Consider the following 25,334-nt stretch of genomic DNA (forward strand, 5'->3'; position numbering starts at 1 on the left):
TTATACATAAAGAACGTTTATCCGGTCGTCGCACACTGACGCATCCAGAATGGCCATCGCAGTGTGTCGGCTTGACAACAAGGATATTTTGACCAGGAGATTTTTTTGAGCCGCCAAGAAGGGGGATTCGGACTTTCTTAATGGTTTCAGCTAGCATCCGAGCTGAATCGAGACGAAATGATCGAGCTAACCCTCTTTCAAGAATGAGATAAACAGATAAAAATCGAGAAAACAATGGGCTTAATTAAAGATCGATTTGGAGAGACTTGGATCTTCCAAGCACCAGCTCATTGACTCCAGCAGGTCAAGCTATCGAAAGTGATCGAAGAAATAGGGAGACATTATATATAGACCCTCTGGGGCTCCTCAGGGGCCTATTTTTCGTTAACAGAAACTACTCACGAATTTTTTCACAATTTCTTTTTGTTTTCCGGTCTGCAACTGGTGAACAAAGTCCAAAATCAAGATTGTAATCAGGTCTTCCAAGGTCATTTGAAACGGAGCATACATCTGTTCTAAATCATACAATATGATCTCTGCGCGTAAAGCTACTTTACGAGGTATCTCGAGCTGCAGTTCAAAATATCTACGGCGTCGTACCCGCTCCCGCTCTCTAAGCGCATTATGTCCAGGTGCAACCTCCACCCATTCTTTCACTTTTTCTTTCGTGGATAGATATTCTGCTCTTCTGCTCATTAGATTGTTTTTCAATTCTTCCAATTTCGTATTCGTAGATGTGACACGAAGAAAATCTTTTACAAGCAGTGCGGTCAATTCAATCATTGAAACTTCATATTCCCGATCAATAGATTCCATAACATCTTCTAGAAAAACTTCAGCTCGAAGAAGATCATATTCAGGTATTTTTATATTCACTGGGATATATGGATTTTTCTTTGTGGTTGAGGAGAAAATTGTACTAAACAAACTCTTCGTTTGAGATTGTAGTGTTCGAACCTGCATCCCTTCTAATTCTGATCGAATAATAGAGTGTTTCGACATATATATTAACCCCCATAGGAAAAGTTATTTTCGTTTTTTCTTATTCTATGAATATGCTTTACTACCCAGGTTTAATTCCTATATTTTTTGGAAATGCTAGAATAGTAAATCGAGTCCATATAGGAGGTCCCATTATGAAGAATCAATCAACCTCAATAACGCGCGATGATGCACTATCATTTGCGAAACTATTGAAATCTTCCCGTAGGGAGTTAGGCATAAAGGGTCATATTCTTAAACCAAGCAAAAGCAAAAAAACTACTAAATAGACGCAAAAAAGATGTGCTGGACTCTTATAGCCAGCACATCTTTTTTTTCATTAGCATGAAGCTAAAGTTCTCTACTTATTTTATTTCCTTAAAGAATCATACTACATTTACAAACAACAACAGCAAGACTTGAACAGATTACAGTACCAAAACAATACCCTATATCATAAAAGAAAAACTATACCATCTTGTTCTTTGTTTTCTTGCGCAACTCAATCCTATCCAAAATATAAGGAATCAAGGAAATTCCTATAATTATACCGCTACCAATTAAAGAAACCTGCATAGGTAGATCGCTACCCATTATTCTTAAAGCAGTTCCAGCACTCATACTTAAAATAAAAAACATTAGACTGAAAAAAATTCCAAACATTACAATAATCATATTTACCCTCTTTTCAAATGTATTAATATGCTCAATGATAAATATAAGTTTTTATCCTCAATCGTTAAGCACCATCCAGTAGCAGGATGCGTAGTACTTCAACTACTGAAGCTATCCCCGCATATTTTGATTGACAGTTACTCTTGGAAAATTAATCAAGCTATTAAGAGCGCTAAATATATTGAATTTTCGGAAACATTCTTAACAATAGCCTTTTCAGATATCATTCCAACGACCTTTATCTGCTAGCCACTCAACAACCATGTCGGAGCTCCATCCCTCAACATCAATCAAACTGTGGATCTGTGCATATAGATCATCATTAACCCTCTCATAGCGCTGCTCAATTTCTTTATTTGCGCTGTCATTAGGTATAATTCTGGTAATTGACAGGTACTCTCGGGGATTAACCATGCTAGTAAGAGCGTTAAAATATATTGAGTTTTCGGTACCATCCTTATCAGTATCCAGTACGGTAAAGGTTTCAAGGTGCTTTTCAATTCTTCTAAAACCTTCTTTTGTATATTCTAATGTTACAGTTACTGTCCGGAAGAGATCTAATTCTTTATTATCATCGGCTTCCCACTCTTCGATTTGTGAATCTCGAATAGTTTCCTTGTACATTTTTGCCTTATTCTCATCCAAGAAAACTCGTTTAATTCGGTATTCAGAATAACTTCCAGAAGTAACTATGTAGACGGTTGTCATTTTGAAATCTCCTTTATGTTGCAGTTTATTTGTGTCCTGACATAAGGGACTTTTTATTGAAGTAGCCTGTTCATAATATTCCTCAAATGGGGTCTCCTTTTTGATCTGTTAGAGACTGCACTTGATCGAATCCATATCCATTCCTCCATTGTGAATATTTCTTCTAAGGGATACTTAATATTCTACAGGTGTTTATTAATATTCCTGGGGTTAGCAATCTCATGGGTGCCTTTTTAAAATTCCTTATTCTCTTCAAGATCTTTCGAAATTAACATTACAAGAAAAGTAATAACTGAAATTAAAACGCCTGTTCCAATTGACACAATAAACAATAATTTGGACAAATGAGGGAGGTTTATATGCTTGAACATGAAGAATGATGTAATTGATGTTAAAAGTGAGGCTATGAAGAAGGTTTTTAGACAGAACCACATTTTTTTCATTATCTCACGCCTTTCTTAAGACATCTCCTTTTTTTTGGCTTTCACACCCTTACACTTCAGAACCATTTTAACAATTCCCACTGATGCGCTATATGTATTGTTCGATACATTAAAAATCACTAATTTGCTCATGTATCCTCTTCTCCCCTTATACCTCTAGCGTCAAAATGGCTGCAGTACATACGGCATGTGGCAAGTCACTTAACCTCGTATACACCTTTTGACCAGAAAATTTCACATCATACGTCCCGTATAGGTTGTTAATTATCGTTAAGCATTTACCTTTTCTTTGCATTTGCTCGATCACCTTACGCATACCGTCCCATGTCGTTGAAAGTCTAAGGTGTGCATACTCTTCTTCCGTTGAATATCTCCATCCAAGAACATCCCTAGCGACAATGATGTCCATCTCTAATCCCGGTTTCATTTCAAAGCATTTCATGTCTCAGCCCCCTTATATGTTCAGTGCAGCTAGTATTCCAGCTTTATAGATGGCTTCCGGTGCAGTCTATGTCGTGTTAATTCTTCGTACAGCGCTTTATTTCAGCCAAAAATCATAAGTCACCATTGCTATTCCCAAAATCATAAGCAGAAAAGATAAAGTATCTAGTGTTTTATTCCAAACCTTGACGAATTCATTATCTAACAAGTGAATCATGTCTCCTTCACTATATGTATCAATATGACATTGCATGGACATCAAGTGCATTGCGAAGGCGGGAATTAATATTATTAACGCAGTTTGTTTGATAAAGTAAAACATTCATGCTAATATTGTTTTATAAAGTAAAACAAAGAGGAGCCGTTCAACATGGAAAAAGAACTGAGAATAACTATCTTACGTATGACCGAAAACGCAAACTGGGCTAAAGAAGTAATGCCTACTATGATAGAAAAAGGTTTGCACGTACTAAATAGTGAGGATGCTCAACATACTATCAAAGATAAAGGAAGAGATAAAGTAATCTCTTATGTCGCATACAAATTGGTTGACCAGTATTATTGATTGATAGATCAACCGACAAGCCGGAGACACCGGATGAGGTCGAAAGGACAACATATAATGAATACGGCTGATGATTACATCAACTCTTTAAACGAAGAGTATGGACTTTCCCTAACAGGACTGAGCCCACATCACGGGACAAAAAAAATCCCTAAAATTTCTACTAGGATCATTGTTAAGGACTTCGGAAACGGTCTTGGTAGAGTTGTGTACGTCGATCTGCAAAATAGACTTATAGCAACAAATGCGGAACCTCTACTTGTCGGACTAGCAGAAGCTGCTGCAATGCTTGAATGGTCTAAGCAACAAGTATCTGTATATATCTCCAGAGATAAATTTCCTGAACCGATAATGAGACTTGCAAGTGGTCCACTATGGACAAATAATCAAATTGAAGTGTTTCGAGATTCCCTAAAATAAGTCCTTCGTTTTTTTTAGTACGCCGTATGCGTCTCCTATTCATTAAAAAAATTATTACGTCCATTATTTAAAGTTACTTTCCATGTATTTTAAAAATCTAGTCCTCTGTTCAGGAGTTATGCCGCGGACAAACTCCATTTTTTCAGATTTATTCAAACTCTCGAATATCTCTGCAAAGGCTTTCTGATCTTCAGGTTTTAAAGCTAGATTCCCAAATTCATGTGTCTGAATTAAACTTCTAGTCAAATTTATAAGTGAAATCGATGAAATATTTATTTTCCTTGTTTTGCTCATTTTATCTCCTTTAGTAGTCCAATTTCATCGTACTGCGCAACGAAATATTCATTAAGCATCTTTCGATAAAAATTGTATCCCTCTTTCTTTAACCATGGTTCTGTATAAATAACTAGTTTAATGATCTTCAATAAATACTATATTGTCAGAGGGGATGGCTGTTTATATGAATGAAGAACTGCGAAAATATTGTCCCAATTGCAATAAAAGCAAACATGAAGATAAGTATGCATATTATTGTGCTCTATGCGGAACAGAGTTGAAGATTAAACGGGAGTTTTACCTTAGTCTTAACATACCTGATAGTAAGATTAACATGGAGGAGAATCTTGAGAGCGTATTTAATGGATGTCCCTTCTTTCTTCGTAAAATAGATGATAGCTCAATTCAAGTTGTTTTGTTTCATGATTATCCAAAGTGCAAACATTTAAACATACATCCTTTCTTTCTAATTCAAATTAATTCACTTCACCGCAGCCTTAAGATCTTCCGCACCAGGAGTCGTGCACTGTGTATTAACTGACTTCCCGAACCCACAAATTTTTTTTCATTGTTGGGTGCTTATCTGTCCGTTTACGACTCTTACTCCCCCAAGAACCGCCTTCACTACTGCGCTCTAATGTAAAATTTGACGCTCTCATTGAAGCACCATTCTCAGATGCTAGTGTATAAGTTATTACTCTTGTATATCCCATAGCCTTAGCTACACGACACGCAGCTGCGTAGAGTATACTAATTCCATTTTTATACACATCTCTCACGCAACAACGCGTAACTTCAAGGGTTAGTCCATTGTCCTGGTGTCTTGATACAGGGCGACCTGCTATAATAACACCCAATATTTTATGACCGTCTGTCAAACCTATTGAAAATTTATGGCCTTGAGGAGCTATATGATGGCGATGTTCCTGGTCTACAAATTTCTGAGCATCTTTTAGTGAGATTGGACGCACTCGTAATCTGATTTTTTTAGCACCATAATATTCATGAGCATAATCTTCTGCAGCAGAGATACTTTTGAATGAATCAGAAATCAATTCAAAGTTTTCCTCTTCAAGATTCCAGCGCCCTTCGTCCCGCAGTTGCTCTTCCGATAGCACTATGAAACTATTTGATTGATTAATAAATAGCCAATACCACATACATATCACTCCATCTTCCTGCACTATATGAAGTCTCCTAGGTCCTTTTGAGTAGAACCTATCTCCATTCATCAGAACCTTCGTTCCTTCACGTAAATCAGATTGCCGTCTTGGTACAGGTCTGTCATGTGAAATCCTATCAATACTGTTGGAAGCGGTAATGGACCATATTGGCACGCTTCACAACTGCTGTATTTTACTTCGACTGCACTCTGTCTCCATTCTGCTGTAGGCAAATTTGGGAGATTTGTTTAATTTGACTCAGTTCCATTAACGGATATTTCGCATTGATCGCCGAAGCTGTAGATTCCAACTTATCTCCCGTAATACTGAAATAGGCGGTATTGGCCAGGTTCTCCTGTTGAAAAAGTTTCTGGGCGTCGCCAAAGCTGATAAAAATTTGATTGTCCTCTGTGCCACCACTGCTAATAATGGCCTTTACGGTCACCTTTTGTTCGTTCCCTGTGATATCGTCTTTCATTGGCAAAACGTCTCCAATTTTGTAGCCTAGCTTCTCGGACACCGATTTTCCAACCAAGGCTATTCCTGTAGCGTTCCGGTCTGCTTCAAATGTGCCTGTAATTTCCCAATAAGGAGTGATTTTTGAGATTTGATCAAACCAGGTACCTACAACTATCAACCGACGGGTATAGAAATTTGCCAATCCATAAAGAGAAGGAGTATATCCGATAACATCCTCCTGCGGGAAAATATCGGCTATTTCCTGAACAGTATCTTGCTGAAAGAGCGTTTGTTGCGAATCCGGGCTGGGTGTCAAAATCAAGTTGGCTCCGTAAGAGCGGAATTCCATACCCATTTTTGCACTTATATCGTAGTAGACGCTAAGCAATCCGGAGATTACAGCAGTTCCAACAATAATTGCGAACAAAGCTATCAGCATTCTTGATTTTCTTTTGCGAAAAGAACTATCCAGCATTGTAAAGAACATTCTTGATTTACGCATCATATCCTCCTATCTGCCGCCTCTCATCACTTGGGCAGGATGAAGCCGTATAACCATCCGCATCGCTGAAAAGCTGCCGGCAAGAGTAAGCAAAACAGAAAGTAGCAGGACTAGCGGGAGTACTAATCCCTTGAAAGAAAGTGAGGCATCAAATACAGTCCTGTCTATGATATGAGCAAAACCAAGTCCCACCCCGTAACCAAGAAGGCCTCCCAAAAGACCCGAGATAATGGCTTCCGTCAAGAATAGGAGTAGAACGGCAGGGCCTTGGGCCCCCAATGCTTTCATAAGACCAATCTCCCTGCTTCTCTCCAGTACCTTAGTAGTCATGAGCCCCGAGATGCCGAGACCAGAGCTTATTAGTGCTGCGGCGGAAAGAATAAACATTAATAGCTGGATTTTGGTCAGAATGATCCCTTCAGATTCGGCCACCTGCCGAATTACCTTAGCCTCGGAACCAGGAAGTGCTTTCTCGATCTGATAGGCAATCGCACTAACGTAAGCAGTGCAATACCAAGTCTCGTAATCCTTTGCGGACAGTCTCTCAGGATTCAGTGCCGCTCTTCGTGCCAGCTCATTCTCCGGGGTCGTCAATGCACTTACCTCGACTTTGCTGACCTTTCCGGATAAGCCCATTGTCTCCTGCAGAGTGCTTAAAGATACGAAATCTTGTCATCATCTGTCCCACTACCGCTTAATATCCCCTTTACTTTAAGGGGAAGCATCTTGGTTCCACCATTGACCACGACATTGACATTCAGCGTCTGACCGGGTGATAATCCAAGCTGTCGAGCCAAGTTTGCTCCAATCATTGCGGTGTTGCCTTCTTCGTCTTTCACCCATTCCCCTTCAACCTGCCACCACGTTTTGAGTTGCTGGATTCCCGTAGTAACTTGCTCGCCCGTAGGAATGTCTAACGTTTTATTAAACCATGTGCCCACGAGTGCCACCGGCTGATTAACCGTTTTGACACTTGAAGATGTTTCTAAATAGGGAGTGAAGGCAACAATGTTATATGCCCAAAAGATTGTCTTTAGTTTTGGCAACTCTGCCTCTTCAATAAATTGTCTGTCTGCCAATGGATTAAAATCTATTCCATCGATTTCAGCCGGTAACGCGTCCATCTTCGGGACTACTAAAAGGTTAGCTCTGTACGTTTTTAACTCCTTATTCATTTTATCGCCAACATCTAAAGAGACGTTTAACATGGCTGTAGCAAGGGAAGCGCCCAAGGCAATCGTCACAATTAGCAGAATCTTCGCTTTAAATCCAACGGTAAATGCTTTAGCGAGCATTCGAAAAAACATCACTTCATCCCCAATCTATAAAACCGGCTTCCATTAATGGTTGAAGAGATCTTCTTGTTGAAAAGTAGCTGTCTCTTTCTCCAAGTCACTGCTGGCAATAACAAGATTCCCTTGATCCATCCGGTACGTAAGGGGGATCGGATTACAGCCACCTTCAAAACCAATCGTTGGAATATTCATAACGACATCGCATTTCCGGCAGATTATCTTGTTATTCTTTTGATAGTACCCGGAAGAACCACAAATTTTACAGGCATCAAATCCAATCCCATACATCGTTTCAGATTTGCGAATAATGATAAATCGAACGATCGTTCCATCTGCAGCCGTATATCCAAAACGATGAAGATTGTGATCATCCACTGAAGCCTGAGGTATACTAATTTGATGATTAGCATCAGGAGTCATTGGTTCGGCCGGGGATAATTCGATCGTCTTATTCGCAAGAACAGCCTCAACTCCAAGCAATGTTGGGATGATTACCATTACGCCTGCAATCGAAGCCAGCCAGCGCTTATTGTTGCGTTTACGAGCATTAAACTTTCTTTTAACCGCAGAATTCCATTCTTCGGATACAGCTTCTTTTCTTCTTATAAAACTCCATACGATCATTACCGTCCAGAGCAGTGATGCACCCAGCAGAACATATAGATATTTATCCATATTATTGATGATTGGAACCAATATCTTCATGGCAAGAGGTGTCAACGGAAATACTCCTCTTGCAAATAAAATCTGCACGACTGTAAATAATTCGTTAAGCATCAAAGCTAATAACAATACTGCACTTCCAATCACAGAGCTGCGAATCGGAAGTGTTCGTGTACTTCGTAGAAAGGATATCCCAAAAATATAACAGAAGATTAACCCAAGGAGTCCTCCGGAGAACTTTAACACAAGCTCCGTATTGACCACACTATAGGTCTGGATAAAGATGCTGCTCGGAAACAAGAGTATGTGCATGAGAGGCAATACAGTCAGAAAAGCGGCGGTGAGGAAAACAAATATATTCCCCAATGTCTTTCTAACCGATTTTTTGACCAGGTTTCACAATCATAATATCGCCTACAGCGATGTCATCGACTTGGACCATCAGTTCTTGCCCATTTCGTCTAATGAGCGCTTCTTTTGGTGCAATGTCCATTAACGAACGAATCGATTGTCTTGCCCGGTCCATAGAGAATCGTTCTAACGCTTCGCTGATGGCAAATAGAATAACAACTACCGCACCTTCCGCCCATTTCCCTATAATCGCAGCTCCGATTATAGCCACCGTCATGAGTGTCTTCATGTCGAATTCGAACCGAAGCAAGTTTTGAAAGCCAACTTTAAAAAGTGAGTATCCCCCTATAACAATGGATGCTGCAAATAGCAAAGAAGTAATTAAATTTTCTTCCCCGTTTACATACTGCGACAGATATCCGAAAACCATTAGTAAGGCAGCATTCAATAACGTGCTATGTTTCTTATAAAACGTTTCCTTCGATTCTTTGACATCTTTGAGTACCTCTTGAGATGCTTGCTGTGCCGGTTTTTCGCGAGTCACTTTTAAATTTTCAAATGCTCCGGCTTTCTCTAGCTCTTCAATTGTGGCGTTCCCGTAAACGGAAATTTTGGAAGCCCCAAAATTCACTTTGGCATCCCTAACTCCTGCGATTTGTTTTACATTATTTTCAAACTTCCCGGCACAATTCGCGCATGAAAACCCTTCAACACGATATACGCTTTTGTTCTCTGACGGTTCAGCTAATTTACTCAATGACAACAACCCCCCTTTGATTCTCTATCGCGAGCCTTATCATTTGTTTAAGCTGCTCATCTTTCAATGAATAGAAAACAAGCTTTCCTTCTTTCCGGTACCTAGCAATATTCATGTTCCCCAGCAGCCGTAAATGATGGGAAGCCGTCGCCATAGTCGAGCCGATAATATTGGCGACATCACAAACACATAACTCTTCCTCATCGCATAGTGCATAAGCCACCTTCAACCGAGTCTGATCGGCAAGCACCTTGAAAATTTGTGCCATATCCTGAAAATTGTGTGTACTTAACCTTCCCTTTACTCGATTGACCTTATGCTCGTCAAAACAAAAGATTTCGCAACTATCTTGGTTATTCATTCAGTCACCTCAATCAAACAATCATTTGAATATTAGTGTAAAACAAAATACACGAATAATCTTTGTGTATTAATATATCTCCTTAATTCCAGTCAGTTCCAGCTGTTATACTGCATAATAAGGTAACGACAAAAATCGCCTCTTTTTAGCTAGATTACCTTATATTTTTGATCTGAAATAAAAAATAATCTCAATAAATTGTATATTCCGATTGTATTTCCAACTCTTATTCCGTTGCAGATTACAGAGGCTCACTAAGACACTTAGGACAATATTTATAAATAAACTTATTACGATTGACCAAGCTCCCCCATTGTGAGTTGTAATTCAGTTTGGCACAGAAAGCAACCTTTTCGGGTTGGTTTGTAATGTCCTTTTGACACAAACGGAATTAATCTGTATTAATAATTGGCACAATAGCTAATGGAAGTCTCATAGCCGGTGGAATTCGCCGGGAGACTTGTTCTTGATAGTAGATGGAGCTATTTTTCCCAGTTAGCTTTTAGCAATAGATATTATTTTAAAGGCCGTTTACGTTTCAGCAGAAACAAATGAAGCTGCCGCGGCAGCGGAAGTTGAGCTAAAACCTAAGATGAGATTAATTAAACTACTGAAAGATTACCCTTGGATGCGCAGGTCTGACATTCGGAAGATTATCATAATCAATCATTTGCTTTTGTGTAATGAATAATGCGTCATAAATATGTGATATTTGTCATCCTTGGTTGCTTTTTCAGACTATTTGTAGTTAGTTTGAGCATAAAGAAAAGAGTGTTCTAAGAACCGTTTGTCGGCTTTTAGAACACTCCATTTTTTTGCCCAGCTATTTAACCCGTACACTCTATCCCTGCGAATAGTATCTACACTCTTTAGGTTACTATTGTTTACCTATGTCCATTTGCTTTGACCATACATACTGACTAAGAATTACTCAATCTTAATACACGCATAGCATTCAGGACTGCAATTATCGTTACGCCTACATCTGAAAATACTGCTTCCCACATAGTAGCAAAACCAAAAGCGCCTAAGAGTAAAAATATCGCTTTTACACCTAATGCAAAGATGATATTCTGCCAAACAATTCGCCGGGTTCTCTTAGCAATTCGAATAGCTGTCGAGATTTTCGAAGGTTCATCTGTCATAATGACAATGTCAGCTGCTTCAATAGCTGCATCCGACCCTAATCCCCCCATGGCTATACCCACATCTGCCCGGGCTAACACTGGAGTATCATTAATACCATCACCGACAAAAATCACTTTTTCTTTAGGCGATTTACTCTGCATTAACTTCTCAATTTCTTCTACTTTATGCTGTGGAAGTAGCTCTGCATGCACTTCATCTATACCTAGCTGCTGTCCAACTGAATCGCCAACCGCCTTTGCGTCTCCTGTCAGCATCACGATTTTCTTAATGCCCAATTCTTTCAACGAACGTACGGCCTTTGCGGAATCATCCTTTATTTCATCTGAAATAATAATAAAGCCAGCATATTTTTTTTCAATTGCAACATGGATGACCGTTCCTGACTCATTAGGCGCTTCAATGCCGTACTTGTTCATCAGCTTGATGTTACCTGCTAAGACCTCTTTCCCTTGAACATTTACTTGTATCCCATGTCCCGAGATTTCATTATAACCCTCCAGTTGATCTTCCCTGATCTCCTTACCATAGGCCACCTTTATGGATTCAGCGATAGGATGAGTAGAATGCAGTTCTGCGAAAGCAGCATATTCAAGAAGTTCATCTTCGGATAATTCTGCGGCAGGGTTAATACTAGTAACTTTAAATGCTCCCTTAGTGAGTGTTCCTGTCTTGTCAAATACAACATATTTAACATTGTTTAAGGCTTCCAAGTAATTGCTTCCCTTGACCAGTATTCCTGTCTTGGATGCTGCTCCAATTCCTCCAAAAAAGCCCAGTGGAATGGAAACCACAAGCGCACAAGGACAAGATATGACCAAGAAGACAAGCGCCCGGTAGATCCAATCAGAAAAGGTGGCTCCACTTAAAACCAGGGGAGGTACAACCGCCAGAAGTAAAGCGACGATAACGACAACCGGTGTATAGTAACGCGCAAATTTAGAAATGAATTTTTCAGTCGGCGCTTTCTTACTGCTTGCATTTTCGACAAGTTCCAATATTTTGGATACCGTCGATTCCCCAAACAGCTTAGTCACTTCCACTGTTATAACTCCGTTTTTGTTAATGAAACCGCCCAGAACCTCACTCTTTACTTCCACTTCCCGAGGCATAGACTCACCGGTTAGTGCTGATGTATCTACCGCTGAACTTCCTTCAATGACCACTCCATCCAATGGAACCTTTTCACCGGGTTTAACAACAATATGATCTCCTATGTTAACCTCTTCCGGCGAAACCCGTTTGGTATCATTTCCTGTTTTTAGGTTGGCATAATCGGGTCTGATATCCAACAGCGCACTGATTGATTTACGGGATCGATTAATGGCAATACTCTGAAATAGCTCTCCTACTTGATAAAAGAGCATTACGGCTACACCTTCTGGGTATTGTTGAATAGCAAATGCGCCAATGGTAGCTACGGACATTAAGAAGTATTCATCAAATACTTGGCCACGAAGAATGTTCTTAACAGCTTGAAGCACAATATCGCCGCCGATTAGGAGATAGGCTGCCAAAAATATAGTTAGTTCTAACCAACCTGAAAATGAACCTAACATTCCGACTCCAGCAACTACTGCGCCCACTGCCAAACGAATTAACATTATTCTGATTTTTTCCTTACCAACATCATGCGAATGGCCTTCATGTCCGTCACTATCATGCGAATGACCTTCATGCCCACCACTGCCATGCGAATGACCTGCGTGCCCATCGCTAGCATGCTTATGTCCCGCTTGTTCTTTGGCACGCATTTGCCCAGAGCCGCCTTTCATCTTAATACTCACTTCAATATGCGGTTCGAGCTTATTAACTAATTTAGTTGCCGCAGATACAATTTCCTCATTCTGATCTTTATCTGCCTCAAAACTCAACGTCTTATTTACGAAGTTGACAGAACAGTCTGAGACTCCTTGGATTTTTTTTACGCCATTTTCGATTTTCAATGCACAGTTTGCACAATCTAATCCTTCTAATAATAACTCACGTTTTACCGTATCTTTGGATTGACCTAATTGTCCCAAATAAATTATCCCCTTTCAAAAAATAATGTATGAGCATGTGTTCATGTGATAATCTTATTATATGCTTATTTATTAATTCAAGTCAACGATCATTCAGCATGTTGCTAATACTAAAGTTAAAAATACAGAACATTAAATGATTGGAGGGCTCTCAACGGATCAGCTTGCTTTATTAAAAATATTCTGTTCATTAACAAGCATGTTATAATTTTAAAAACTATGTTTTTGGTATAGGAAGGTGAACCATGGAAAGACCAGTAAATGAGGTAGCCAAAGTTACTACTTTGGCTTTTGAGAAAGATCTGAATTCTGTAAAATCAGAAATGATGAAAACAACTACAGTATCTCAGATGGCTGATTGGTTTAAAGTTTTCAGTGATCCCACAAGAATTAAGATTGTAGATGCGTTACTTCAAAGGGAGTTATGTGTGAATGATTTGAGCGTAATAATAGATATGGGACAATCTGCTGTCTCCCATCAGCTAAGACTTTTAAGAAACATGCGAATTGTAAAACGTCGAAAAGAAGGTAAGACTGTTTTTTATTCACTGCATGACACACATGTTGAACAGATTTTTCAACAGACCTTGCAACATTTAAGTCATGAATAATTACACATAGAGAGACCAGTACACACACAGGCCTTTGCAAACTTATTAATGAGAATTCTCTCGTTCCCCTGTTTCCCCTAGGTTGGAGGGAATAGGGGGATTAATTCATGCGGTGAATAAATATGACATTTGCTTATAGGCTATTAAATATATTTCTCAGTTTGTCAATACAGGGCGTTGTCCTATTTGATTTTTTTATTAGTTCGTCAAATTCTTCCTGTAACACACTCATCTCATTATGAGCAACAATTGTATGTTTTGACATCGTAACTTCTGCAATCTTAGTACTCATAATTACTTTAAAGATAAATGCTAAAAACCACACAGGCAATTTAAAATACTGTAGCTTGTAAGGGGTTACTTTATACCCTAAACCCTCAATGACTTGAAAGCCTTCTTTAATTCCTTGAATCATAAGCTTAATATCCTCGGTGGACTTGGATAGTGCATAATTGTTTGATTTATGTATATATAGAGCATTTGCAATACTGGTAACTAATGCAACATGAGTTTTTTGCCAAGCCTCCATATTTGAATTTGTTACAGAGGGGATATGACTTTTATTAAAGGCCTTGACAAGTTCAGTTAATCTCGGTGTTGCCTTACCGTCTAACTCTCCAAAGGTTGTAGTTTGAAAAACACGGGCAATGCCTCTTCCAATAAAATAATTCACAACCCCATCTTTGAGTTCTCCTCCAGCTGCTGGAAATCCGATTATCAATCTATTCTGCCCAATGCATTTTGACCACTCTTCGTATCCAAGTGGATTATTGACTACAAAAACAATATTATGACTTTGGTTTTTTGCTAGATAAGGTAAAACAGAATTGACCTGCGTCTTTTGCATAATGACTAGGATATAATCGTAGACATCACTCGGTTCAAGATGATCAATAACCTTGACCTTCGATACTTCTTTACGATCAGAGTAAGCATTCTGCAGGATAATACCATTGGCAGTCATATCTTTATATCTCTGATTTCGAGCAAGAACAGTGATATTATACCCCCCGCTTGCCAGCTTACCAGCAAAAATACTGCCAATTACCCCTGCTCCATATATCAAAAATTTCATTTTCTATTCACCTCGACATAATCTTAACCACACTTAAAATTCAAAATTACAAATAAGGCATCGGGTTTACCGGCTTGCCGTCAATACGAACTTCAAAGTGTAAATGTGGTCCTGTTGAGTTACCTGTGCTACCGACCTCAGCGATTTTCTCTCCACGCTTAATCATTTGTCCTTTTTTTACTTTTATTCCGTTGTTACGGATATGAGGGTAAAGGGTCCAGAGGTTATTCCCATGGTCAATAATGACTGTGTTACCATATCCACCCCACCATTCCGCAACGATAACTACACCGTCTTCCGCCGCTTTTATATCTGTTCCTTCGGGAGCTGCCATGTCAACACCATTGTGCTTCTTCAATACACCTGTAATCGGATGTAACCTGGTGCCAAAGTTTGAAGATATACGAGCACCGGAAACCGGGAGCGCCATGGGTCCACTATTCCCTTTAGAATCGACAGAAAACGTATAAATCATATTTGCCTTTGCCTTCAGCTTATTTTTTTCTTTCTCTAATGCCGCTCGTTTCGTTGCAATTCTTACTAGCACTGCTTCCTGCTCTTCGGAGATAACCTCTGATGCCTCTAGATTAGCATTATATTTTACAATCAGCTGCTGCTTTTCTTCTTCTTTCTGTTCCAAAATATTCTTACGTGATTCAGCATTGGCATACAGTCCCTTTACTTTAGCATAGTCTGCTTCCAGTTGTTGCTGTTGCTGCTCAATCAACTCTTTATCCTTCTTCTCTTCAGCCAACATCATGCGATCTTGATTTGCAATCGCCTGTAACGCATCGACTCGCTCCAGAAAATCCCCTAGGCTAGTTGACGATAACAGTACATCCAAATAAGAAACTTCCCCCTGTATATACATGAGACGAATCCGCGATTCCAGCCAATCTTGCCGTTCTTCAATTCGCACCTTGGTTTCATCTAATTCTTTCGAACTGTCACGTAAATCCTCTTCCGTTTTATCGATATCCGCAGATATGCGACTCAGTTCCAATCCCACAGTCTCCATATCGACCAACACCTGCTGTAAATATTCTTCATTTTTATTTACATAATGCTGAGCTTCCTGTTTTTGTTTCTCTGATTCTTCTTGCTTATCTTCAGCACGTTCGGCTTGCTTTTGAAGTTGAGCCAACTCTTTGTCAATTTGATTTAGCGTTTTTGCATAGCTATGAGCAGGTAGAATAATGAGAGCTATTAAAACGACCACGATGATTGTAGATATCCATTTCTTCATTTCCATTTCTCCATTCCAACCCATTTATTGTAGCCTTCAACAATTCGCTTCTCCACCAATTGCCATATACCTATGAGAAATAATCCGACAATTAGCCCTAGACCCAGCCCTATTAAAACGCGAACGCCGGAAATATAGAGAGGCGTATGTAGATGGGCAAATGTATCAATAATTGAAAGTTGTCCTATCGTACCTATAATGATCAATACTCGCGCAGCCCGAAACTTTATACTCAGAAAGAATCCAAGAAGTAATAATGGATGAGCAATTAAAAACTCCTTGGTTCTTGGGCGAACGCCGAAAAACTGTTCCATCATACCGCGCAACAGCATTTCGAGTGAAGAAACCGTTCCACTATTGCCCGTGCGGGACAAATAATAATAGCCAATTGCTCCAATCACTAATGCTGCCAGAACCCACGCAAGCGTAATTTGCGATCGCAGTATCTTTTGCAAGTTCAATATCGACGAACGCCTCATAAATGCAGCTGTATACAGCGAAACGAGTGCAATTGGAGCAAAGTGGAGGACACTTACTCCTCTAAACTGCTGGAGACGCAGATTATACGTAATTTCACTCAACAACCCAATTACAAAGGGAGTCGAAAGTAAAGTAATCAAAGTTGTTGCAAAAAACAAAAAAACAGATATTTCAAAACGTCTTTTTATGCTAAAGCCTTGCGGAAGCTTCTCGTACTTCCTTGTGTATTTATCCACACGCTTCATTGACCATATCATTGCCAAGGTTGAAGTGCTAATTCCTGCGCCAAGTGCAAGTCCTTGCTCAACGAGTGCAGAAGAATAAAAATAAAGCGCAACACTTCCAATAAGCAGGAGGAAAAAAGCCGGCAAAAGCAAAGCAGGAAAAAAGGCACCTATAAGGAATGCAATAATTGCTATCGCGCCCAAAGATATAACTGCTTCCAGTAATTCATTCCCCGGAGGGCTTGATCTTTCAAACTGCTTTGCTTCACCTATTGAAAAACCCACAGATGATAACTTATCCTTGGCACCACCCTGAGACGCAATCGCTTTATATACATTATCCAGTGAATTTGTAATTCCAGAGTTATCCGGGTTGCGAACTACCGAACCGTTTAAATAAAACATTCTAATATTCCGGTCTTTTGCAGCAAGCAGAACTCTGTCTGCAATCACATCCGGTTTTACGGTTGCGGAATCATTTTCGGACAGCGAGTATAAGCGCACTACGTTATATTCCACTATATTAGCAAGTATTTCAAATCCCGACTGCGGATTTTCCAGATTTTCGATAGCAGCCAATCCAATGTTGTATTTATTCAACAAATCCCCAAATGAGTTTAATGTTCCCTTTTCCGGCTGATCACCAAACCCTTTTACAGTACTTCCATCGAACAGAATTCGCTTTACCCCAAGCTTCTGAAAATCAGCTAACATTCTCTCCGTAGCCTCTTGATCAAAAGGACGGTCCCGGTCTGATATTCGTGGTATAATCTTGAATCCTTCATCATGGATTAGTTGTAAAGCCAATGGATCTGGTTCCATGGTTTTAATCAAAGCATTTTCAATAGGCGTTTCTAATATTAATCCAGTACGTCCACCGAAGGTCCAGTTACTTACATTAATATTATCTTTATTAAATCTGTTCTTAATTATCGGCCTCAGTGTGTTTTCCTCTTTTTCACCAGTAAACAGTACATATGTAAAGTTCCTATTCGAAATTGGGATGTTTCGCTGCAGTAAAGCAGCTTGTGATTCACTATAAATATTGAGCCTTCCCGCCAGCATCAAATCATTTAATGTTGATTCGTATACAGACATTGTGGTGATGCCTGTTTCTTTCATCGATTCCAATTGGAGCTGTACAAATGTTTCTGGATTAGGCTCGTATGAGGCTATTTGCAGCAAATCACGGAAATCAAAAATAAATTCAATTTGCTTGGAGGTCTTTTCCATCATCCATCTGGAATATCCCAATGGTATAGCCGCAATCACGCCCAAAAACACTGCAATCCACAATAATCGTTTAATGTAGCCATTCCATTTTATATTCAAATCGATTTGCCACTCCTCTATAATTTCGCGGTGCTGATGGTAGTCCTAAAAATATACTACAACTAGTAGTTTATTAAATATGATGTATAACTGTCAAATGTCGAGTTCGTTAAGCAATATTCATTAAATTAACTCAACTTTCGCAGGAGAAATAAAAATATTAACAGTAATGCAATTAAAAACGAGCATATTAAAAAAGACACTTTTGCATATGATGAAGTGAACGTGTAGACGATCACTAAAACATGCAGGAAGTGTCTTTTTCAAACAAAACGAATACTCACAAAAACTTATACGCAGCTGTATATAAAGATTAATAGCATTACCTGCAGCATAATTAAAGAGGAAGTCATTTTTCTCCAATTGAACAATGGTATACTAATTTTTTTATTTGGTTCGATTAACTGCATAAGGCGATAGTTTATTGCTTCATTGGCAAAATGAACACCAAAAGCCTGATTTTTCAATTGTTCATTTTTTAACAATGCAATTAATACATGAGATATGGGAAGCTCGCTCCCCATGTGTTTAATTGAATAGCGATCTGCGAGAAGTTCCATCCAAACCTTATAATGTTGGACCAATTCTTTAACTACAGGCAGAAAAGCGAGACAATCAGCCACAATATTTAATATAAACAACTGTAAGGGATGGCGTGACTTATAATGATACAATTCGTGATATATGATTGCTTCAAGTTCATTTTCATCAAATCGTTCTATAACATAGGAAGAAAGAACAATTTTGGGCTTCAGGAAACCAATTGTCATGGCTATCATTTTAGGTTCATTTAAAACGACAAAGCGAATCTTCTCATGCTTAAATTTCCCCACTACAGAATCCAGTATTGCCAAATCACTGTAAGCATTTGCATACCAATTCCATTTCCTGTATAACTTCACTTGCTGGATAATATTCTTTCCGAATACCGTCACGGAGAACATGACTAAGGCATTTAATACAAGTTCCCAAACTATATGATTAGTAAACGTATCTGTAACTATTGCACTTATCATTTTCAAGAGATTAGGCTTTATCGGCACGTCCTGTATTTGATGTAAAACATTATACCCAAGCAAAACAATAACTAATATACCAGTGATCCCCAAAGCGATTAACGCGAGCTTGGTTTGGCGAGGTAATCTCAGAGTTAAATATTTCATGATTTGTTTCTCATCTCATCCAGTTTCTGAACCAGTCTATCAATTAATTCCGGATCAGCTTTATCCAAATTATCAACAAGATGGCTTACCATTAAGGAACCGAAATCTTCTACCAAGCCATCCGTGACCAATTTAGTCTGTTCAATAATGAATTGCTCCTTATCCTGCGTCGGGGAGAAATAGGTGATTTTACTTCTACCCTTTCCACTTGAGTCTTTATGCAGGTGACCTTTATCTGATAACCGTATCAACACAGTCATGACTGCGTTTAATGATATAGGACCTTCATTATTAATGATTTCATGGACCTGTTTAATAGTCAGTTTTCCTTTTGCCCAAAGAATCTCCATAATCTTAGTTTCCAGAGTGCCAAAGAACCTGTGCAGGCCCTCCTCATTTAAGTTGATTTTTTTCACTTGCACAACTCCACCTCCATTCATGATTACATCTTACCATGATTATGAGGAGGACATAACCCGCAAGTAATATCAGCATTCCAGATCGTTCTGATAACGACAGGCTTCTAGTAATAACCCCAAACCAGGGCTAGAAGTGTACCAAAGACTGTAACTAGAGCAACAAAAAACCCATAGTATAGTCCCGTATAAACTGCTTTCTTATCTCCACCTTCTCCAACATGCATAAAAACGCTCAATTGAATGATAGCTTGTAAAAATGCTGTAATAAGAAGGATTGTAGAACCCACAGCGAATGAGAGATCAAAGAAATAAACGGTCAAAGCCGCCGCGGTAAGCGTCAACGAACATACCAAACCCATTATTTGCTTTCGAGGGAAGAGTTCCCTTATCATTACATCATCCCCTTCAAAAAGACGAAGCTGAATATAAAAATCCAGACAACATCAAGAAAATGCCAATACAGAGAAAAAATAAAGGTTTTATTTGTTGTCTCAGGTGTTAACCCGCGCTTCATAATTTGAATAATAATCAATATCCCCCAAACCAAACCAAATGCAACATGCAGTCCGTGGGTCCCTAATAACGTAAATAAAATAGCTGTAAATCCACTTGTTTGAAGCTTAGCCCCCTCATGTATATATACAATGAAGTCATAAATCTCAACACCGATAAATCCTAAGCCTAGCAACAAAGTAATGGTTATAAAAATAACACTAGCCTTTTGTCTACCTAAACGCATGGCATGAATTCCCAGACCAATTGTAAAACTGCTTATCAAAAGCAACAAGGTTTCAGTCATTACAGGAATAATTTCAAAGATTTCGGCTCCACCAGGTCCATTCCCCGTTCGATTAACTAATGTAAAGTAAGTAGCGAATAAGGTACCAAAAAGTGCAATTTCAGCGCCCAGAAAAACCCAAAAACCCATGATATTCAAACGATTTTGCTCTGTACTATATTCCATCGGGAGCGACTGATCGATTTTCATATCCTTACTCCCCTCCGTTTACGTTCTGTCTCTTCAATTTCTTCAACTGTGATATACCGACCATGGTCTTGTTCAAACGATCGATACACTAAACAAATGAAGATCCCGACGGTGGCGATAGCTGCAATAATCCACAATCCAAATACAAATGCAAATCCCCAGATAAAAAATATGCTTCCAATTATAAATGGCAACCCACTATTGTTAGGCATGTGAATTTTTTCCAATGCACCACTGAAAAGATTGTGGCCCTTTTTCTTGTAATCCCAAAATGCTTCACCAGAATTAACGGTTGGAATGATGGCAAAATTATATTCCGGCACTGGAGTTGGAGAGGCCCATTCGAGAGAACGAGCATTCCATGGATCTTCAGGTATGTCTCTGGAAGCGTAACGAGTGCTGTAATAGATGTTATATACGATTAAAACAAAACCTATTAACAGCCCAATAGCTCCGACAAATGAAATCATATTCCATATACCAAATCCTGTAGATTCCGAATAAGTATACATCCGGCGTGCCTGGCCATTTAATCCAGAGATGAACATTGGAAAGAATGTCACACAAACACCAATGGAGATAAACCAAAACGCCCATTTTCCAATTCTTTCATTCAACATGAATCCGAACATTTTTGGCCACCAATAAGTGAGTCCAGCAATCATTGCAAATATTACCCCCGGAATAATAACAAGATGGAAGTGAGCCACCAAGAACATGGTGTTGTGGTACTGATAGTCAGCACTTGCCATCGCCAACATAACCCCTGTCACACCACCAATTGTGAATATCGGGATAAAACCCAAGGAGTATAGCATAGGTACAGTAAATACAATTTTCCCTTTTCGCAATGTGAATAACCAGTTGAATATCTTAATACCGGTAGGAACAGCGATCGCCATTGTCGTTACAGAGAAAATACTGTTGACTAATGCTCCTTGACCCATTGTAAAGAAATGATGAACCCATACTAAAAAGGAAAGTATTGAAATAGCAACCATAGAGATGACCATTGACTTATATCCGTATAAATTCCGTCGTGCAAATGTTGAAATAATCTCACTGTAGATTCCAAATGCCGGTAAAATCAAAATGTATACTTCAGGATGTCCCCAAACCCAGAACAAGTTAGCCCAAAGCATATCCATACCGCCATCGGTCGTTGTGAAAAAGTTTGTTCCAAAAAGCCGGTCCATCGTTCCCATGACGAGTGCTACGGTTAATACAGGAAAGGCAAAAACAATAATTAAATTTGTAATCAAGGCTGACCAAGTAAACATCGGCATTTTCATTAAGGTCATGCCTGGTGCTCTCATTTTTAGAATCGTAGTAATAAAATTTATCCCTGTGATTAGTGTTCCTATTCCGGAGATTTGAAGCGCGAACATATAATAATTTGTTCCTACAGATGTACTAAATTCATTGCTCGCAAGTGGGAAATAAGAAGACCATCCCGAATCCGGAGAACCTCCAACAACAAAAGAGATGTTAAATAACATAGCTCCAAAGAAATATAACCAATAACTAAGTGCATTGAGTCGCGGAAAAGCAACGTCGCGAGCTCCGATCTGCAATGGAACAGCAAAGTTCATTAAAGCCATAATAAACGCCATAGCCATAAATATAATCATCACTACGCCATGTGTCGTAAAGATTTCGTTATATTCCTTTGCACCAAGTAACGTATTATCAGGTACAGCCGTTTGGGCACGCATCATAATGGCATCAGCTCCACCACGAAATAACATGATTAATGCAGATATAAGATACATAATCCCTATCCGCTTATGGTCCACTGTAGTTATCCATTCTCTCCATAAGTATCCCCATTTTTTAAAATAGGTTAAGCTTACAATGATTGCGATTATAGCAAGAGCGATAGCTACCATTGAGGCATAAATTGTAGGGCTTGGATTGGGTACAGCAAATCGATTGAAAAAATCCATACTCTTCGGCTCCTCTCAAGATTAAACATTTACACCAGGATTCTTACTGCCCCATTATTGAATCCCCATGATTCATTCCCTCCATGTTCGTATTGATTGGATTACTATCATTTGTGCCCTGAGTTGACTCATTTGAGCTTTCATTAGCAGTGTTAGATTCCTCACTATGGTGGCTTCCCGGAGGCGGCGAAAAACCTAAATGGGTTCCGGTGAATGTTGATTGTCCTAGATGGCCAGGTTCTAATAACTCATCAAATTTTGCTTCAGTGATTGGTTTTGCTGTCTCTTTCACTTCATCTACCCACTCGTCATATTCTTCCGGTGGAACTGCATTAACACTAAACGTCTGCTCCGCGAACCCTTCACCGGTAAAGTTTGCATTACGGCCAGTGTACTCTCCGGGAATGTCAGCGGCTAAATTTAATGTATTAACCATATCTGCCATCGCATACTTTTGCCCACCAAGTTGAGGAATCCAGAAGCTTGATATTGGCCCATAAGAATATAACTTGAATTGAATAGGTCTGTTTGTTGGAATATACAAATAATTGACGGTTTCAATATCCTCTTCCGGGTAACTGAAATGCCATTTCCAATTAGAAGATGATGCATAGATCACTAATGGTTCTTTGGAATACCCTTCCGGTACAGCTTCAACTTTAAACGTAGAGATAATAGTAACAAATGACAAAAAAGCTACGATTAAAACAGGGATAGCTGTCCAAACAATTTCAAGTTTTAGACTACCTTCAATATATGGAGGTTCGTAGTCCTCACTCTGATTTGAGGCTCGATACTTCCTTATAATGAATGCATACAATACGATTACAACAATAACAACCAAAGCCATCGTTCCAATTGAAATCCATATTACATTCGCTGTTGTTCGTGCTTGAGGCCCTTTAGGATCTAATACTTTTAATGGTTGACAACCCGTCAACAAAGTAGAAAATACAAGTATAATAGCTATAATTATCCGTCTAAGCTTCATTTGAGCCCACCTTTCTCTTGATTTTTTTAATACGTTACACAAAAGTAGCCTAGTTACTTCAAGTGATCAGTTTCTTGTCATTGCTCTTATACAAAACTTTTGCCACACATTAATTGTACAAAATTAAAACTACAATTTGTAGTATTAAAATCAGTCATCATTAGTTTTTCATAAAATCGTCATCAAAAAAGACACACTTTAGACATTTCGCAAATAAATTAGAAATAATAGAGTGATTTATTTAATATTATTTGTAATTAAAAAGATTAATCAGTGATTAAACACATTCAAATTTTGAGGTTAGCGAAATAAAAAAAGGAATATCATCGAGGTTAGATGATATTCCTTTTGGTTAAGTCATATGAATGATCCCTAAAACAACTTTATTTGAAATAAAAAATTACTTTCGCTTGATAAAATTAATGGATCTCACTAGTGACCTTATCTAACATGACCTTGCCGAGCACTCTTCGTGCAGTCACATATCTATCCTTGTAATATCCTTCAGATAAACTGCTTATAGTTACTCCCTTGCTAGTTGAAGAATGAGCAAACTTATTTTCTCCCATATATATCCCTGCATGTGAAATTCCTCTACCATTTGTATTAAAGAAAACAAGATCCCCAATACGCAGATTTTCTTTTTCCACGTAGTTTCCAGATTTAGCTTGTGTCTGTGAAGTTCGAGGTAAATCTAATTTATAATTATCCATAATATGTAAAATAAAACCCGAACAATCAAAACCTGCAGTTGTAGACCCACCATATTTATATGGAGTTCCAATTACCTCGCTAACCTGATTCTCTATCATAGTTTGATTTGCATATGTGTTAGTAGCAATAGCACCGAACAATACCGTCGCGCCAAAAAAGGACATTATTATTCTTTTCAAAAAAATACTCCTCCTTATGTACGTATCCAATATTCCGAAACACTTTCAAGTAGTTACAACGTTCTGAGCGATCTGACATCTTACGTTTATGACATTAAATTATTACTATTTTGTCACTCTACACATTGTAGTATATTTTTTTTTGCTTTGTCAATGTCATTCCATTCAATCACGTGATAAATCTTAATTTCCTCTTGAATAAAAATAATTATTTATCCCAATAATATCTTTGTATTAAAATCACCGAAAGGAATGAGATGCAATGTCAGATCACGAATGGCAACATATCCATATTCCTGAGCATTATGAATTTGTTGCTCACGGAGGCCATGTTGACCTTGGAGAACATGAACAAGCACACATAGGTTTTATTAAAGCAGGAGAAGGAGAAGTTTATCCTACAGGATTTCCACCAACCCTGGAAGTTCCTCATGGACTCCATTGGGTAGGTATCCCTGGCCATTACGACAAACATGAAGATCATGGACACTTCCAGGCACCCCATTGGGGACTTCACGGAAAACATTAAAAAGCAAGAGTAGTTGAATTGTGTAACCCATAAGATGAACACTTTAAGAAGTGGGCATCTTATGGGTTACTTGTGCTTTAGCAAAAAGAAAAAGGATACCTCCATCGTGTGTATGCCTGATGGCACAGAACGCAGCGGGAAATATCCGTCATCATTAGACATGATCATTGTAACTCATACTTCTTTTCTAATGTCATCCTAGATTGA

At 38.8% G+C, this 25,334-nt stretch carries 27 protein-coding genes and 1 pseudogene; 5 read left to right on the forward strand and 23 right to left on the reverse strand.

The genetic code is table 11. From position 1 onward, the window contains the following. Positions 1-384: 384 nt before the first annotated feature. The 4 genes from MHB64_RS32885 to MHB64_RS32900 form a co-directional block, all read right to left on the reverse strand. On the reverse strand, positions 385-1,002 hold the full coding sequence (locus tag MHB64_RS32885; RefSeq protein WP_094875913.1) for a hypothetical protein: 618 nt from the start codon (positions 1,000-1,002) through the stop codon (positions 385-387). Positions 1,003-1,449: 447 nt separating this feature from the next. Next, positions 1,450-1,656, reverse strand: a complete 207-nt coding sequence (locus MHB64_RS32890) for a hypothetical protein (RefSeq protein WP_341136417.1) — start codon at positions 1,654-1,656, stop codon at positions 1,450-1,452. A gap of 216 nt (positions 1,657-1,872) precedes the next feature. Continuing rightward, positions 1,873-2,364 carry a hypothetical protein gene (locus tag MHB64_RS32895; RefSeq protein WP_341136418.1) on the reverse strand — a complete coding sequence of 164 codons (492 nt, stop codon included), beginning with the start codon at positions 2,362-2,364 and terminating at the stop codon, positions 1,873-1,875. A 591-nt stretch (positions 2,365-2,955) separates the two neighbouring features. Then, positions 2,956-3,249: a hypothetical protein gene (locus MHB64_RS32900; protein WP_341136419.1), complete on the reverse strand. Its 294-nt coding sequence runs from the start codon at positions 3,247-3,249 to the stop codon at positions 2,956-2,958. 369 nt (positions 3,250-3,618) lie between these two features. Here MHB64_RS32900 and MHB64_RS32905 point away from each other — a divergent pair, with 369 nt between their 5' ends. Both MHB64_RS32905 and MHB64_RS32910 read left to right on the forward strand, forming a co-directional pair. Then, on the forward strand, positions 3,619-3,813 hold the full coding sequence (locus MHB64_RS32905; protein ID WP_341136420.1) for a hypothetical protein: 195 nt from the start codon (positions 3,619-3,621) through the stop codon (positions 3,811-3,813). A 33-nt stretch (positions 3,814-3,846) separates the two neighbouring features. Then, positions 3,847-4,233, forward strand: coding sequence for a hypothetical protein (locus MHB64_RS32910; RefSeq protein ID WP_341136421.1), 387 nt, complete (start codon positions 3,847-3,849; stop codon positions 4,231-4,233). A 63-nt stretch (positions 4,234-4,296) separates the two neighbouring features. Here MHB64_RS32910 and MHB64_RS32915 read toward each other — a convergent pair whose 3' ends face one another. The 9 genes and pseudogenes from MHB64_RS32915 to MHB64_RS32955 form a co-directional block, all read right to left on the reverse strand. After that, positions 4,297-4,527, reverse strand: a complete 231-nt coding sequence (locus MHB64_RS32915; RefSeq protein ID WP_341136422.1) for a hypothetical protein — start codon at positions 4,525-4,527, stop codon at positions 4,297-4,299. Between the two features lie 515 nt (positions 4,528-5,042). Next, positions 5,043-5,693 carry an XF1762 family protein gene (locus MHB64_RS32920; protein ID WP_341136423.1) on the reverse strand — a complete coding sequence of 217 codons (651 nt, stop codon included), beginning with the start codon at positions 5,691-5,693 and terminating at the stop codon, positions 5,043-5,045. 172 nt (positions 5,694-5,865) lie between these two features. Beyond that, the gene (locus tag MHB64_RS32925; RefSeq protein ID WP_341136424.1) at positions 5,866-6,633 is read right to left on the reverse strand and encodes an ABC transporter permease; all 768 of its coding nucleotides are present in this window, start codon (positions 6,631-6,633) and stop codon (positions 5,866-5,868) included. Positions 6,634-6,642: 9 nt separating this feature from the next. Then, a complete protein-coding gene (locus tag MHB64_RS32930) occupies positions 6,643-7,269 on the reverse strand; it encodes an ABC transporter permease (RefSeq protein ID WP_341136425.1) in 627 nt (208 codons plus the stop codon). Between the two features lie 17 nt (positions 7,270-7,286). Continuing rightward, entirely contained in the window at positions 7,287-7,940 is a 654-nt protein-coding gene (locus MHB64_RS32935; protein ID WP_341136426.1) for an ABC transporter permease, read from the reverse strand. A 33-nt stretch (positions 7,941-7,973) separates the two neighbouring features. Continuing rightward, positions 7,974-8,705 carry a Fe-S-containing protein gene (locus MHB64_RS32940; protein WP_341136427.1) on the reverse strand — a complete coding sequence of 244 codons (732 nt, stop codon included), beginning with the start codon at positions 8,703-8,705 and terminating at the stop codon, positions 7,974-7,976. Positions 8,706-8,970: 265 nt separating this feature from the next. Beyond that, positions 8,971-9,705: pseudogene (locus MHB64_RS32945) on the reverse strand (heavy metal translocating P-type ATPase); the annotation flags it as partial. Continuing rightward, complete coding sequence (locus tag MHB64_RS32950; RefSeq protein ID WP_341136428.1) at positions 9,692-10,060, reverse strand: ArsR/SmtB family transcription factor; 369 nt, start codon at positions 10,058-10,060, stop codon at positions 9,692-9,694. The pseudogene MHB64_RS32945 and the gene MHB64_RS32950, both read right to left, overlap by 14 nt. A gap of 920 nt (positions 10,061-10,980) precedes the next feature. Then, positions 10,981-13,230 (reverse strand): heavy metal translocating P-type ATPase, encoded by a 2,250-nt coding sequence (locus tag MHB64_RS32955; protein WP_341136429.1) that lies wholly within the window; start codon positions 13,228-13,230, stop codon positions 10,981-10,983. Positions 13,231-13,475: 245 nt separating this feature from the next. Here MHB64_RS32955 and MHB64_RS32960 point away from each other — a divergent pair, with 245 nt between their 5' ends. After that, on the forward strand, positions 13,476-13,841 hold the full coding sequence (locus MHB64_RS32960; protein WP_341136430.1) for an ArsR/SmtB family transcription factor: 366 nt from the start codon (positions 13,476-13,478) through the stop codon (positions 13,839-13,841). 133 nt (positions 13,842-13,974) lie between these two features. Here the strand turns inward: MHB64_RS32960 and MHB64_RS32965 are convergent, their stop codons facing one another. The 10 genes from MHB64_RS32965 to MHB64_RS33010 form a co-directional block, all read right to left on the reverse strand. Next, positions 13,975-14,916 (reverse strand): ketopantoate reductase family protein, encoded by a 942-nt coding sequence (locus tag MHB64_RS32965; protein WP_341136431.1) that lies wholly within the window; start codon positions 14,914-14,916, stop codon positions 13,975-13,977. Between the two features lie 46 nt (positions 14,917-14,962). Further along, positions 14,963-16,162 carry a murein hydrolase activator EnvC family protein gene (locus MHB64_RS32970; protein WP_341136432.1) on the reverse strand — a complete coding sequence of 400 codons (1,200 nt, stop codon included), beginning with the start codon at positions 16,160-16,162 and terminating at the stop codon, positions 14,963-14,965. Further along, complete coding sequence (locus MHB64_RS32975) at positions 16,159-18,150, reverse strand: DUF5693 family protein (RefSeq protein WP_341136520.1); 1,992 nt, start codon at positions 18,148-18,150, stop codon at positions 16,159-16,161. Before MHB64_RS32975 ends, MHB64_RS32970 begins: the two co-directional genes overlap by 4 nt. A 338-nt stretch (positions 18,151-18,488) precedes the next feature. Continuing rightward, positions 18,489-19,361, reverse strand: coding sequence for a M56 family metallopeptidase (locus tag MHB64_RS32980; protein WP_341136433.1), 873 nt, complete (start codon positions 19,359-19,361; stop codon positions 18,489-18,491). Continuing rightward, positions 19,358-19,783 (reverse strand): BlaI/MecI/CopY family transcriptional regulator, encoded by a 426-nt coding sequence (locus MHB64_RS32985; RefSeq protein ID WP_341136434.1) that lies wholly within the window; start codon positions 19,781-19,783, stop codon positions 19,358-19,360. The genes MHB64_RS32980 and MHB64_RS32985 overlap by 4 nt, the downstream gene beginning before the upstream one ends. Positions 19,784-19,884: 101 nt before the next feature. Continuing rightward, the gene (gene qoxD, locus MHB64_RS32990) at positions 19,885-20,169 is read right to left on the reverse strand and encodes a cytochrome aa3 quinol oxidase subunit IV (RefSeq protein ID WP_341136521.1); all 285 of its coding nucleotides are present in this window, start codon (positions 20,167-20,169) and stop codon (positions 19,885-19,887) included. Positions 20,170-20,171: 2 nt separating this feature from the next. Then, positions 20,172-20,768 carry a cytochrome aa3 quinol oxidase subunit III gene (qoxC, locus tag MHB64_RS32995; protein ID WP_341136435.1) on the reverse strand — a complete coding sequence of 199 codons (597 nt, stop codon included), beginning with the start codon at positions 20,766-20,768 and terminating at the stop codon, positions 20,172-20,174. Next, positions 20,765-22,714: a cytochrome aa3 quinol oxidase subunit I gene (qoxB, locus tag MHB64_RS33000; RefSeq protein WP_341136436.1), complete on the reverse strand. Its 1,950-nt coding sequence runs from the start codon at positions 22,712-22,714 to the stop codon at positions 20,765-20,767. The genes qoxC and qoxB overlap by 4 nt, the downstream gene beginning before the upstream one ends. A 43-nt stretch (positions 22,715-22,757) precedes the next feature. Then, on the reverse strand, positions 22,758-23,705 hold the full coding sequence (qoxA, locus tag MHB64_RS33005; protein WP_341136437.1) for a cytochrome aa3 quinol oxidase subunit II: 948 nt from the start codon (positions 23,703-23,705) through the stop codon (positions 22,758-22,760). 419 nt (positions 23,706-24,124) lie between these two features. Then, positions 24,125-24,598, reverse strand: coding sequence for a C40 family peptidase (locus MHB64_RS33010; protein WP_341136438.1), 474 nt, complete (start codon positions 24,596-24,598; stop codon positions 24,125-24,127). A 262-nt stretch (positions 24,599-24,860) separates the two neighbouring features. Between MHB64_RS33010 and MHB64_RS33015 the strand changes: the two genes are divergently transcribed. Both MHB64_RS33015 and MHB64_RS33020 read left to right on the forward strand, forming a co-directional pair. Continuing rightward, positions 24,861-25,127: a hypothetical protein gene (locus MHB64_RS33015; RefSeq protein ID WP_341136439.1), complete on the forward strand. Its 267-nt coding sequence runs from the start codon at positions 24,861-24,863 to the stop codon at positions 25,125-25,127. Positions 25,128-25,161: 34 nt separating this feature from the next. Further along, positions 25,162-25,329, forward strand: coding sequence for a hypothetical protein (locus tag MHB64_RS33020; RefSeq protein WP_341136440.1), 168 nt, complete (start codon positions 25,162-25,164; stop codon positions 25,327-25,329). The last annotated feature ends 5 nt before the right edge of the window (positions 25,330-25,334 follow it).

It is taken from the genome of Paenibacillus sp. FSL K6-2859, assembly GCF_038008265.1.
GTDB classification, from domain to species: domain Bacteria; phylum Bacillota; class Bacilli; order Paenibacillales; family Paenibacillaceae; genus Paenibacillus_AQ; species Paenibacillus_AQ nitricinens.